This is a genomic window from Streptomonospora halophila, from assembly GCF_039542725.1.
Classification (GTDB): Bacteria; Actinomycetota; Actinomycetes; order Streptosporangiales; family Streptosporangiaceae; genus Streptomonospora; species Streptomonospora halophila.
Genome location: NZ_BAABIK010000019.1, coordinates 51,385 through 63,635 on the forward strand (window position 1 = coordinate 51,385; position 12,251 = coordinate 63,635).

The following is a 12,251-nucleotide window of genomic DNA, read 5'->3' on the forward strand; positions in this document are numbered from 1 at the left end:
CCTGCCGTAGCGCACGGTGCCTGGGGCCGGACGGGTCTCACACGCAGGCGGCCAGGAGTTCGTGTGCCTGCTCCGGGTTCAGCCGCGGGTCGCACAGGGTGGTGTAGCGCCGTCCGATCGCTGCGGTCCCGCCCACCGTCCCTCCCACGCACTCGGTGACGTCGGAGGCGGCGACCTCCAGGTGGAAGCCGCCCGGGTGCTGCCGATGGCGGCGCAGCACGCTCTGGAAGGCCCGCGCCTCGGCGACGAGGTCGTCGAGATGGCGGGTCTTGCGCCCGTCGGGCGCGTGCACGGTGTTGCCGTGCATGGGGTCGGACAGCCACACGACCGGGTGCCCGCCGCGCCGGACGGCCTGGACGATGCCGGGCAGGTGCTCGGCGACGCGTGCGCGGCCCATGCGCACGATGAGCACCAGGCGGCCGGGGGCGCGGTCGGGGTCCAGCCGCGCACAGAGGCGGGCGACGTCCTCGGGGGTCGCCGCGGGGCCGATCTTGCAGCCGACGGGGTTGGCGACGGCGCCCAGCAGCGCCAGGTGGGCGGCGTTCAGGCCGCGCGTGCGGTCTCCCAGCCAGGGGAGGTGGGTGGATCCGAGGAGCAGCCGTCCGTCGGCCTCCCTGCGAACCAGCGGCGCCTCGTAGTCCAGGACGAGGGCCTCGTGACTGGTCCAGGGCCCCGGTCCGGCGCTGCGTCCGCGGCCGCGCCGCACCCGCTCCCGCCGGAGCCGGTCGGCCACGGCCGCGCTCGCGGCGTGGACCCGGAGCATCCGCAGCGGATCCGGCCGCCGCGCCTCCGGCGTCGGCGTCTCGGAGTGGACGATGTGGCCGCGGAAGGCGGGGACCTCCACACCGTCGACGGTCTCCACCGGCGACGAGCGGGGCTTGCCGAACTGGCCGCCGATCCGCCCCACCTCGACCACCGGCTGGCCGCTGAGGCGGCGCAGGTGCCCGCCGAGGCCCGCGAGGACGGACGTCTTCGCGCGGAGGTGCGCGGGCGTGCACTCGCGCAGGTCCTCCGCGCAGTCGCCCGCCTGCAGGATTCGGGCGCCGCCGGCGGCCGCCCGCGCCAGGTCCGCGGTGAGGGTGTCGATCTCGTCCGCGCCGACCAGCGGGGGTATCTCCGAGAGCCGGTCCCGCACCCACCCCAGGTCGCCGTGCCCGGACCAGGCGGGCTGCTGCTGGGCCGGCAGCCACAACCAGGGCCCGCCGGTCCCCCGCTCCGCGGGCGCGCGGGCGGCCTCGGTGGTGACGGCCGGTGTATCAGGCACGGGTTCCTCCCACGGGATCGAGCAGATGGCGCACCGACTCGGCTATCAGCTCGGGGCCTTCGGGGGTGAGCAGGGACTCCGGGTGGAACTGCATGGAGGCGAAGTGCGGCCCGCGCAGAGCGTGCACCTCGCCGGTGGGTTCCCTGCTCACGTGCACCGGGCCGGTGGGGCCGACGACCTCGTCCGCCGGGCAGACCGCCACGTAGGTGCTGTAGAAGGCGACCGTGGCGGACCTGCCGAACAGGTCGATCCGGCGCTGCTTTCCCTGGTCGGGTACCGCCCGGCGGCACACGTCCAGGCCCAACACCGAGGCCAGCACCTGGTGGCCCAGGCACACCGACAGGAACGGACGGCCGTCGGCGAGCAGGTCGCCGGTCAGCCTCCGAAGGCCGGCGATGCGGGAGTCGGAGGCGTCGCAGGGATCGCCCGGTCCGGGACCCACGACGACGAGCCCGTGGTCGGCCGGCGCCTCCCGGTCCACCAGGTCGTGGCGAACCACCTGCACCCGTGCTCCGAGGGAGCGGAACTGGTGGGCGAGCATGCCGGTGAAGGAGTCCTCGGCGTCGACCACGAGGACGCTTCGGTCCAGCAGCGGCGGCGGCGCCTCCGATGCGGGTGCCTGCCTGTCAGCGAGCCAGAAGCCCGACAGGTCGCGGTTGCGCGCTTCGAGCGCCGCGCGGGTCCGCGGGTGGTCGAAGACGCCCCGGGTGTCCACCGCCTTCCGTCTGCGCGGTCCCGCGGCGCCCAGCAGCCCGGCCGCCTTGGCCCACGTCTCGGCCGTCTCCCGCGCGGGCGCGGAGTGGCGGACCAGGGTGGCGCCCACACCCAGACTCATCCGCCCGTCCGGGTCGATCCGGCCGGTGCGGATCATGATCGCGGAGTCGAGCGTGTAGCCGGCATCGTCAGCGCCCAGCAGGGCGATGGCGCCGCTGTAGTAGCCGCGGCCCGCCGGCTCGTAGCGGGTGATGACCCGGCAGGCGTTCTCCAGCGGGCTGCCGACGACGGTCGGTGCGAACATGGTGCGCCGGAGCACCTGCCGCGGATTCAGCGCGGTGGTCCCGCGGATCTCGTATTCGGTGTGGGCCAGGCGCGCCATCGGCCGCAGCCAGGGGCCGTGGACGCGGCCGCCGTCCTCGCAGACCCCGGCCATCATCTTGAGTTCCTCGTCGACGACCATGTACAGCTCGTCGGTCTCCTTGCGGTCGGCGAGGAACTCGACCACACCCTCCAGGTCCGGGCCCTGTTCGGGGTAGTGGTAGGTGCCGCTGATGGGGGTCATCGAGGCCACGCCGCCGTCGAGGCTGACGTGGCGCTCGGGCGTCGCCCCGACGAAGATCCGCTCGCCGGTGTGCACGACGAAGGTCCAGTAGGCGCCGCTCTCCTCTTTCAGCAGGCGGTGGAAGAGCCCCAGCGCGAACCGGAGGCGGTCCCCCTCGACCTGCACGGAGAAGGTCCGCCGGATGACGAAGTTGGAGCCCGACCCGGCCCCGATCTCGTCGGCGAGGACCCGGCCGACGAGACGCTCGTACTCCTCGTCGGAGGTGTCGAAGGCCCCCTCTCCGTCGAAGGACACCGGGAGCTCGGCGAGCCGCTCCAGGTCCTCGGCGCCCAGCTCACCGTGCCGGGCGACCTGCAGCAGCAGGATCGGCTCGCCGTCGTCCGTGCAGGTGAAGCCGCGCTCCCGAAGCTGGCGGAAGGGCAGCAGGACCAGTGAGTCGTACCGGTGGCCGCGCTGCGCTGCGGCGGGAAGGGGGATCTCGTCGATCGTGCGGAGTTCGCGGAGCTCGCCGTCGAACGCCTCCACCCGCCGGCCGCCGCGTAGGCAACGGGCGACGATGGCGAACGGCTCCGCTTCCGAGGAGAGCGCTCGGTCGATGATTCTTCGTCCGGTACGTTCTTCTGCTTTTCCGGATGTCACGGTCACCAGCCTTCAGGAAGCGCTCTTCAGCGCACATCACGTGTTTCGGGGAGATGCCGGAGGCGGGTTCAGGGGATCCGGCGGGCGGGGACGCGGAGGGGCGAAAACCGCGGCTAGACCCCGGCGATCTCGCTCAGGCCGACCCCGCGGTGCACGACGTCGGCGATGCGGCGGGCGGTGGCGGCCGGGTCCGGCGAATGGAAGACGCTGCGCCCGAGCGCCACGCCCGCCACCCCGGCGGCCAGCACGCTTCGGACGTGTTCGACCAGCTCTTCGTCGTCCGCGAGGCGGGGGCCGCCGGCGACCACGATGGGGATGGGGCAGTCGTCGACGATGTCGGCCATCTCCTCCTCGGTGGCGGTGGAGACGGTCTTCACGATGTCGGCCCCCAGGTCGGCGGCCAGGCTCGCGCTGTGGGCGACCAGTGCCGCGTCGCGGGGGTCCGCGATGCGGGGGCCGCGCGGGTACATCATCGCCATCAAGGGCAGGTTCCAGCGGTCGCAGGCCTCGGCGACAGCCGCGAGGTCGGCGACCTGGCGCGCCTCGTCCTCCGATCCGAGGTTGACGTGCACGCTCACCGCGTCCGCGCCGACCCGCAGCGCCTCCTCGACACTCGACACCAGGTACTTGGCATCCGGATCGGGGGCGTGGGCGGTGCTCGCGCTCAGATGCACGATCAGAGAGGTGCTGCCGAACCACAGGGGGTCGACGTGGCGCAGGCTGCCCTTGTGCAGGACGACGGCGTCCACGCTGCTTCGTGAAAGGTCTCCGACGAGGCTGTTGAGCGTTCGGCCCGTCTTCAGCGGACCGTCGGCGACGGAGTGGTCGAGGGGCACGATCATCATGCGCCCGATCGCGTTGCGTGCGAGCCGGTTCAGGCGCATCCGCCGCGCGAAGCCGTAGTCAGCGAACATCGGTGGTGCTCCTTGTCTGGTTCGGGTCTGTCAGCGTGGGCAGCGCCTCGCGCAGGCGGGACAGTGCGGGACCGACCTCCGTCCGCGGCACGACCGCCGATGTGCGCGTCTGGGAGATGGCCAGCCAGTACTGGGGGACGCCGGCCAGCGCGCAGAGCAGCCCGGCCGTGACGTGCGGGCGGTTGAGCAGCCCCATTCCTTCCACCGCGACCTCGCCGACGTCCTCGTGGACCTCGACCGCAAGCCTCGGATCCCGCGCCAGGCCCGCCAGGGCGGGCCGCACCCGGTCCAGGTCGGCGCAGGGCAGGGCCAGTCCCACGCGGGTCTCGTCCTCGGCCGGACCGGTCCGTGCCACGAGGTCGACGCCGGCTCCGCTCTCTGCGAGCAGGGTCAGCACCCCGGCCACCGGGTCGGCCTCGGGGATCACACCGCGCACCAGGACGCGGGCCATATCGGTGCGGTGGGTGACCCCGGTGACGGTGCCCGCCGCTTCGAACCCCTCCTGGGCGGCGGCCTCGGCGGTCATCGTGCCGCCTCCTCGCGCGCCGCACCGAGCAGGCGCAGGGCGTTGTCGCGGGTGACGCGCCTCCGGTCGGCGGGAGCCAGGTCGAGGGCGTCCAGCTTCGCCAGCTCCACCGCGGGGTCCTGCAAGGGGTACTCCGAGCCGAACAGCACCCGCTCGGCGCCGAGAACCGCCACGGCCTCGGCGACCGCGCAGGTGTAGCCGCCGGACGTCTCGACGAGCACGTTGGGCAACGGGGCGACCAGGGAGATCCCGTAGAGGTCGATGTTGCCGACGCCGGTGTGGCCGAGCACGAAGGTGACCTCCGGACGGGCGGCGGCCAGGCGGGCCAGGTCGGCGACCCGGCAGCCCTCCCGCTCCAGGCAGACGGTGTAGACGCTGTGTCCCGCCGTTTCGGCCGCGTCCAGCAGGCCGGCGAGGCGGTCGTCGGTCAGCGCCACCCCGTGGACCGCCGGGGAGACCTCCAGGCCGCGGTAGTGCGGGGCCGCGTCGCGGTAGGCGGCGGCGTCGCGGTGGGGGTTGGCGAAGTAGGCGGGCACCAGCCGTCCTCCGCTCCGCTCGGCTGCGGCGAGCACCGCGCCGTTGTCCGGGTCGCCGGTGGTCCGGCCTCCCTCGACGAGCTGCCGGGAGAGGTCGAAGAGCGGGAGGACGCCGCCGGCGCAGACCACGGCCCGCTCGATTCCCAGGGCGTCCATGCGGCGCAGCAGCCGCTCCGCGGCCCCGGCGACCGGAGCCAGGCGGACGTGGAAGTCGACGACCGGCGTCGGGGCTCGGCGATCGGTCATGGAAGGCTCCTTCGGACGTGTCGTAGCGGCGCCGTCAACGGCGCGGTGCGCCGCGCGCGGTGTCCAGAACCGCGCGCCAGTCGCCGGGCGGTTCCGTCCCGCGCCAGGCCACGTGCTGGTCGGGACGGAGCAGGACGAGGTCCCGCTCCCAGACGGCGCGGCCGTTGGGGTCGTCCACGCGACGGTGCAGCAGCGGGATTCCCGATGCCCGCGCCGCATCCACGGCGGCGGCCCCGGCCCCGTCGGGGGTGAAGTCCACGAGCGTGAAGCCGTCACCGAGGTGGTCGAAGATCGCCGACCCGTCGGCGAGGAAGACGTGCGGCGGCCGCGATCCCGGCCAGGTCGAGGGCGTGGTGTGGCGCCAGGACCAGGCGGGTTCGGTGCCCTCCTCGCCGACGACAACCGGCGAGTGCGCGTAGCGGTAGTCGAAATGGATGGCCAGGTTCTCCACCTGGTGCTCCTCCTCACGGAGGAATCCGGCGAGCGTCTCGCGGGTGGCGCCGGAGGCGGCGAGCCGCGGAAACCGGCCCCACACCTCCAGGAGGTTGGCGCACATCTCCCGGTTGAACAGGGCGACGGGCCGGCGCTCGGCCTCGTAGCTGTCCAGGAGGCCGGGGCCCGCCCACCCGTGGGTCTGGGCGGCGAGCTTCCAGGCGAGGTCGACGGCGTCGCCGATACCGGTGTTCGCACCGTGCCCGCCCGTGGGGTAGAACTGATGGGCCGCGTCGCCCGCGATGAGGACCCGGCCGTCGCGGTAGCTGTCGGCGACGGCCATCGCGCCCTTCCACATGGCCGTGTGCAGGACCTCCTCCACCCGCAGCTCCACGCCCATGCGGCGGCGCATGACGTCCAGGGGGTCGGCCGCCTCCTCCTGCTCGCTGACAGGGAAGAAGGCCGTCCAGGTGTCGCTCTCGTCCCGCGAGACCAGGGTGATCCCGCTTGCCACGACGGCCAGGAAGAAGTGGCCGTGGCGGCGCAACAGCGGATCCGAGCTGCGGAAGTACACGTCGCGGTGGTTGCCCCCGGGCCCCTCCCCGCTCAGCGTGAGGTCCGCGGCCCCTCGCACGACGCTGCCCGCCCCGTCGCAGCCGACGACGTAGTCGGCTCGCACGGTGTGCTCGCGGCCGTCGTCGAGCCGGACGCGCACGGAGTCGGCGTCCTGGTCGAGGTCCACCACCTTCGTGCCCATGCGCAGGTCCACCAGGGGATGCGCGGCGGCCCGGTCCCGCAGGATCTCCTCCAGGATGTTGCCCGGAAGGCGCTGATAGGCCTCCAGTGCGCTCGTTCCGTCGTTGACCTCGGCGTTGCGCTTGCACAACTCTTCAACGGAGGAGTACTCCCAGGTCATCAGGGGTTCCTCGGCGAAGGTCCGGCTCCACTGGAACCGGAAGGCGTGCTCGGGGCCCACCCCTCGGTCGCGGATCTCCTCCACGACGCCGAGGCGGCGCAGGAGCTCCATGCTGCGCCCGTTGAGGAAATCCATCTTGGGATAGGGCGAACGTGCGGTGTGGCGCTCCACCAGGGTGCTCGGCACACCCTGGCGGGCCAGCTCCAAGGCCAGCGTCGTCCCCACGGGACCGGCGCCTACCACCACAATGCCGGCCTCGTGCGGCGTGCGATCGTTTCCGATGTCCACTTCTCACTCCTCAGCGTCCGCGGATCTCCGCAATTGTTTCGGCGCGCGCGCTGAGTCGCCATCACGTATTCCCGTGATCGGCTTCGGTATTTCCGCAATCAAGGCTGGCGTGGCCGAGGGTGGCCATAATGGGGGTGGCGGCATACGCTGTCCCCTAGCATTGGCCCGCGCCCCCCGGCCCGCGACCTACCGAGGATATTCATGCCTTCAGTTGACAGCACACCGGGTGACCGGAACTCAATTGCGAATACGCAGTCCAGCGTGGTCACGGTGTGGTCGGACATCGGGTGCCCTTGGGCCACTCTGGCGCTGGAGACCCTCCACGCGAGGGCGCGGGAACGCGGCGCCGACCTGACCGTCGACCACCGGGCGTTCCCTCTCGAACTGTTCAACCGGATGCCCACGCCGAAGTACATCGTGGAGTCGGAGCTCGTGGTCATCGCCGCCCGGCTGCCGCATCTGCGCTGGCGGCTGTGGCCGGGGCCCGAGTCGGCCTATCCGGTGACGACGCTGCCCGCCCTCGACGCCGTCCAAGCCGCGAAGTCCCCCCGGGTGGGAGGCCTTTCCGCAAGCGACGAGCTGGACACGGCACTGCGGCGGGCCCTGTACGAGCAGGGCCGGTGCGTGAGCATCCTGCCGGTCGTGCTGGAGGTCGCCGAGGAGTGCCCCGCGGTGGACGCCGCGGCGCTGGAGCAGGAGCTGTCCCGAGGCGGGGGGCGCGCGGAGGTCTTCGAGCAGTGGCGAACGGCCCGGGGGCCGCACATCCAGGGGAGCGCCCACGTGTTCGCCGAGGGTTTCGCCGAGCACAACCCGGGTGTGCGCTACCACTGGACCGCGCCGCCGCCCGAAGGAGGATTCCCCTACTTCGAGGAATACGACTCCACGTGGGCCGACAAACTCGTGGACTCGCTTTTCAAGATCAATTAGCCGCCTTCGGGACGACGCCGCAATCGACTTCGCGATAGCGGTTTTTCATACTGTGTTCCGCAGGCGTCCATCACCTAGAACCGAGACATCGTCGCATCGTTTCAATAATGCCTACTGCACCGTGTTGTCCCGTGCACTTATCGTGACGGGGCCGTTCGAATGCGCAGGAGAGGGAACCGGGGATTCCTCCATGGACACGCTTGCCGGCCGCACCCACGAGCTGAACGAACTCGGCAGAGCACTGGAAGAGACGCTGTACGGCGACGGGCGGCACGTGACCGTCGAAGGGCCGCCCGGTATCGGCAAGACCCGCCTCGTGTCGCAGCTCGCGGGCGAGGCGGAGGAACTGGGCATGCTCGTCCTTCGGGGGACGGCCACCCGGCTGGACCGGGTCGCTCCGTGGAGCACCCTGATGAGGCTTTTCGTCGGGCGTCCGGAGCTCCACCGGTCGCCGCCGACGGGCACGGGGAGTTCGGGCTGCGTGTTCGACTTCTCCCTCCGCCTGGCCACGGCCCTCACCGAGCACGCCCGGCGCCAGCCGCTCGTGATCGTCCTGGACGACATGCACTGGAGCGATGAGATGACGGCGCTCATCCTGCCCACCCTGACCCAGCACACGCGCGGCGAACCGATTCTCTGGCTCGTGGCGCGGTGCCCCATGTCGGACCGCGGCTCGGTCGCCGAAGTGCTGCAGCAGCTCACCGGAGGCGAGGGCAGCCTGCTGCGTCTGGGGCCGCTGGCCGACGACGAGGTCGCGGACCTGCTGCGCCGCGCGCTGGGCGAGCCCACCCGGGCCCAACTGGGCCTCAAGGAGAAGTGCTCGGGCATCCCCGCCCTGCTCATGCAGGTGGTGGCGGCGCTGAAGGACCCCGCGGCCCTCGACCAGGGCCTACCGCTGGAGGTGGCCGACCTGCCGGGCTCGGTGCACCGGAGGGTGGTCGACCGGCTGCATAAGCTGTCCCCTGCCGTGCACCCTCTGCTCCAGGTGGGCGCGGTGCTTGAGCGGCCCTTCAGCCTGCACGAGGCCGCCCGCCTGCTGGACGCCAAGGCGGCCGCGCTCATCCCGGCGGTGGAGGAGGCCCTGGCCAACGAGGTCATGGTCAGCCGGGACGGCAGGCTGGAGGTCGCCAACGACCTGACGCTCGAGTCGGTGTACCTGACGATCAGTCCGCCCGCTCGCCACGCGCTCCACCGCGAGGCATCGGCCATGCTGCGCGAGCAGGGCGACCGCGGGGGAACCGAGGTGGTGCGGCACATGGTCCACTGCGCCGAGACCGAAACGGAGTTGGCGGCCTACCTGTCCCGCTCTCTGGCGGCCGGCGACGTCGAGGCGGGGGCTCTCGGTGACACCGTCCACCTGCTGACAGCCCGCGGCCGGCTCACGGAGGCGCACGACGTCATCACCACCGTCCTGGAGTCCATCGACTCCGCGTCGCAGTTGTGCGCGGCGCTGACCGTCGTCCAAGAGGCCTCGCCCCAGCTCGCCTCGATGCTCAACTTCCCCCACCACGTCGAGCGCGCCCTGAAGGCCGTCGAGCCCGGCTCGGCGGCCCAGGCGGGGCTGCAGGCGGTCCAGGCGACCTCCTTTTTGGAGCACGGCCGGTCGGCGGAGGCCGCCGCCGCTGCGGAGGAGGCCGTGGAGCTGGCCCGCAGCACCGGCAGCCGGTCCGCCGAGGCCCGCGCGGAGTTCGTCCGGGTGCGGCTCGCCTTCGGCGACGGCGACCTGGCCGCCTCCCAGCGGTTGGCCTGCCGGACCCTGAGCGTGACCGAGTCCTCGCCCGACGCGTCGGGGGTGGAACGGACGGCCCGGCTGGTCCTGGCGGTGACGCTCGCCGCCAGGGACGAGTTCGACGACGCCCTGGCCGTCGTCGACATGGTGCAGCGCGAGGAGGCCCTCGCCGGTGACCCGGGCCGCGTCTTCTGGGAGGCGGGGCGCGCCCAACTGCTGCTGTGGCGGGGCGAGCTGGACCGGGCCGAGGCGGTGTGCCGGGGCGTGGACCCCGGGGCGGACCCCAGCGGAGAGCTGGGCCGCGAAGTGCGCTCCCTCCTGGGCCAGATGCACCTGCTGCGCGGCGAGGCCTACACCGCCGCCCAGTACTTCAACCGGGTCCTGGCCGGTGAGCAGGCGCCCGCATGCCCGCGCTGGCAGGAGACGGCGCTGGGGCTGGCGCTGGCGACCGCGTACCAGACCACGGCACCGAGCGGCTTCGCCGTCGCGGCCGCGATCTACGACCGGGTGCCCGAGAACGCGACTCTGCTGCTGCGTTCGCCGGATGCCGCCGCGGGACTGGTGCGCCTCGCCCTCGCGGCGGACCGCCGCGATGCGGCCGAGCGGGTGGTCTGCACCAGCCTCCGACTCGCGCGGGACAATCCCGGAGTGGCGTCCCTGGAAGGCGCCGCCCGCCATGCCGAAGGCCTCTTCAGAAAGGACCGGCGGCTCCTGGAGGCGGCGGTCGAGCGCTACACCGACAGCCCCCGCGTCCTCGCCCGCGCGCATGCGGGCGAGGACGCGGCGCAGGCTGCCGCGCTGGGCGAGGACTCGGCCCGCGCTGTGGAGCTGATGGCCGGTGCGCACGAGGACTACCGGCGGTGCGGCGCGCGCGGCTCGATGGAGCGCTCCGCGAACGCGATGCGCAAGCTTTCGGCGGAGGGCTCGTCCCTGAACGGCCGGCCCGGCTGCGGGCGGGAGTGGGAGGGGCTGAGCGACTCGGAGCGCAGGGTGGCGCTGCTGGTCTCCGACGGCCTGACCAACCAAGAGGTCGCCGAGCGGCTGTTCCTGTCCCCGCACACCGTCGACAGCCACCTGCGCAGCAGCTTCCGCAAGCTCGCGGTCCGCAACCGGGTGGAGCTCGCCCGCCTCGTGCTGGCCCGTGCGTCCTGCGCCTGACCACATCCCACCGGGCAGCCGATTCACGGTTCTGCGTGATGCCCCGGCCCGCCGCCGCGGACCAGGATTGCTCCTGGCCGCAAGCAGGGCGACTGAGGGAGATCCGTGGACGGTCGAAATCGCAGTGGCGGTGCACCCGCGGGCGCGGTGGTGCACAAGTACGGCGGCTCCTCGCTCGCGTCGCTGGAGGACGTCCGGCGGGTGGCCGAACGGGTCCGCGACCGGCACCACGCGGAGGGCCCCCTCGTGGTCGTGGTCTCCGCACGCGGAGGTACCACCGACGACCTGTTGAGGACGGCGCGCGAACTGGGCACCGCGCACGGGTGCCGGGAGGTGGACCAGCTCCTGGCCACCGGTGAGAACGCCTCGGCGGCCACGCTGGCTCTGGCCCTGCACCGCTTGGGGGTGCCCGCCGTCTCGCTGTCCGGGCCCCAGGCGGGAATCACCGTGGAAGGCCGGCACGGGGAGGGCATGATCGACGCCTTCTCCCCCGTACGCGTCCGCGACCACCTGGACGGGGGCGCCACCGTGGTGGTGGCCGGCTTCCAGGGAGAGGGCCGCGGCGGAGACGTGCAGACGCTGGGGCGGGGCGGGTCCGATACCACCGCCGTGGCGCTCACCGCAGCGCTGGACGCACCGCTCTGCGAGATCCGCACCGACGTCGACGGCGTCTACACGGCCGACCCCCGCATCGTCCCCGACGCGCACATCCTGGCGCACGTGCCCGGTGAGGTCATGGCGGAGATGGCCTACGCCGGAAGCCGGGTCCTGCACTCCCGCTCCGTCGAGCTCGCCGCCGCACGCGGGGTGGCGATCCGCGTACGCCACGCTTCCGGGCGGGGACCGGGATCGCTCGTCGGCGGCACCCCCGCGACGGACGCGCCGCCGGTGGCGGCGCTGGCCCACGACCCCGACACCGCGCGCCTGCTGATACGCGGCGGCTCCGGGACCGCGGCGCTGGCCTCCGACTTGCTGCGCCTGTTCGCCGAGCGCTCCGTACGCGTCGACCTCGTCGGACACACCCTGCCCAGCCAGGACCGGCTGCGCCTGGGCTGCACCCTGCGCACCGAGGACCTGCCCGAAATCATCCCCGCACTGCGGTCGCGACTGGCCGCCGCCGGCGCAGAGCTGGCCGTGGACGAACACGTCGGCAAGGTCTCTCTCGTCGCCGACAGCACGCACAACATGCCCGGTCTCGCCGCGACCGCGCTCCGGGCGCTGCGCGAGGCCGGCATACCCGTCTCCTGGGTGTCCGCATCGCCGCTGCGCGCCTCGGCCGTGGTGCCCCGCGAGCGCACGGCCGATGCCGTGCGGCTACTGCACGACCTCCTCGGACTCGCCCGGAGCGGCGAGCCCGCGACCTCCCTCGCGCCCGTATGAACCCCTTCTCCGGAACC

General features: G+C 72.9%; 9 protein-coding genes. 3 read left to right on the plus strand and 6 right to left on the minus strand.

What is annotated here, in order from left to right; genetic code table 11:
• Window positions 1–37: 37 nt before the first annotated feature.
• The 6 genes from ABEA15_RS16725 to ABEA15_RS16750 all read right to left on the minus strand — a co-directional run bounded on the left by ABEA15_RS16725 (window position 38) and on the right by ABEA15_RS16750 (window position 7,040).
• A complete protein-coding gene (locus ABEA15_RS16725) occupies window positions 38–1,264 on the minus strand; it encodes a 3-deoxy-7-phosphoheptulonate synthase (protein WP_345557388.1) in 1,227 nt (408 codons plus the stop codon).
• On the minus strand, window positions 1,257–3,068 hold the full coding sequence (locus ABEA15_RS16730) for an anthranilate synthase family protein (RefSeq protein ID WP_345557390.1): 1,812 nt from the start codon (window positions 3,066–3,068) through the stop codon (window positions 1,257–1,259). The genes ABEA15_RS16725 and ABEA15_RS16730 overlap by 8 nt, the downstream gene beginning before the upstream one ends.
• 227 nt (window positions 3,069–3,295) lie before the next feature.
• Window positions 3,296–4,096, minus strand: coding sequence for a 2-amino-3,7-dideoxy-D-threo-hept-6-ulosonate synthase (locus tag ABEA15_RS16735; protein ID WP_345557392.1), 801 nt, complete (start codon window positions 4,094–4,096; stop codon window positions 3,296–3,298).
• Window positions 4,086–4,622 (minus strand): hypothetical protein, encoded by a 537-nt coding sequence (locus ABEA15_RS16740; RefSeq protein ID WP_345557394.1) that lies wholly within the window; start codon window positions 4,620–4,622, stop codon window positions 4,086–4,088. Before ABEA15_RS16740 ends, ABEA15_RS16735 begins: the two co-directional genes overlap by 11 nt.
• A complete protein-coding gene (locus tag ABEA15_RS16745; RefSeq protein ID WP_345557396.1) occupies window positions 4,619–5,404 on the minus strand; it encodes an amidohydrolase family protein in 786 nt (261 codons plus the stop codon). Before ABEA15_RS16745 ends, ABEA15_RS16740 begins: the two co-directional genes overlap by 4 nt.
• Window positions 5,405–5,438: 34 nt before the next feature.
• On the minus strand, window positions 5,439–7,040 hold the full coding sequence (locus tag ABEA15_RS16750; protein WP_345557398.1) for an FAD-dependent monooxygenase: 1,602 nt from the start codon (window positions 7,038–7,040) through the stop codon (window positions 5,439–5,441).
• Between the two features lie 261 nt (window positions 7,041–7,301).
• Here ABEA15_RS16750 and ABEA15_RS16755 point away from each other — a divergent pair, with 261 nt between their 5' ends.
• The 3 genes from ABEA15_RS16755 (at window position 7,302) to ABEA15_RS16765 (ending at window position 12,234) form a co-directional block, all read left to right on the plus strand.
• Window positions 7,302–7,967 carry a DsbA family oxidoreductase gene (locus tag ABEA15_RS16755; RefSeq protein WP_344144783.1) on the plus strand — a complete coding sequence of 222 codons (666 nt, stop codon included), beginning with the start codon at window positions 7,302–7,304 and terminating at the stop codon, window positions 7,965–7,967.
• Between the two features lie 190 nt (window positions 7,968–8,157).
• Complete coding sequence (locus tag ABEA15_RS16760; RefSeq protein ID WP_345557400.1) at window positions 8,158–10,854, plus strand: ATP-binding protein; 2,697 nt, start codon at window positions 8,158–8,160, stop codon at window positions 10,852–10,854.
• A 105-nt stretch (window positions 10,855–10,959) separates the two neighbouring features.
• A complete protein-coding gene (locus tag ABEA15_RS16765; RefSeq protein WP_345557402.1) occupies window positions 10,960–12,234 on the plus strand; it encodes an aspartate kinase in 1,275 nt (424 codons plus the stop codon).
• Window positions 12,235–12,251: the final 17 nt, after the last annotated feature.

Excerpts from the sequence above, each read along its gene's own strand:
- ABEA15_RS16735 (WP_345557392.1), bottom strand. The coding sequence starts at position 4,096 with ATGTTCGCTGACTACGGCTTCGCGCGGCGGATGCGCCTGAACCGGCTC.
- ABEA15_RS16740 (WP_345557394.1), bottom strand. The coding sequence starts at position 4,622 with ATGACCGCCGAGGCCGCCGCCCAGGAGGGGTTCGAAGCGGCGGGCACC.
- ABEA15_RS16745 (WP_345557396.1), bottom strand. The coding sequence starts at position 5,404 with ATGACCGATCGCCGAGCCCCGACGCCGGTCGTCGACTTCCACGTCCGC.
- ABEA15_RS16760 (WP_345557400.1), top strand. The coding sequence starts at position 8,158 with ATGGACACGCTTGCCGGCCGCACCCACGAGCTGAACGAACTCGGCAGA.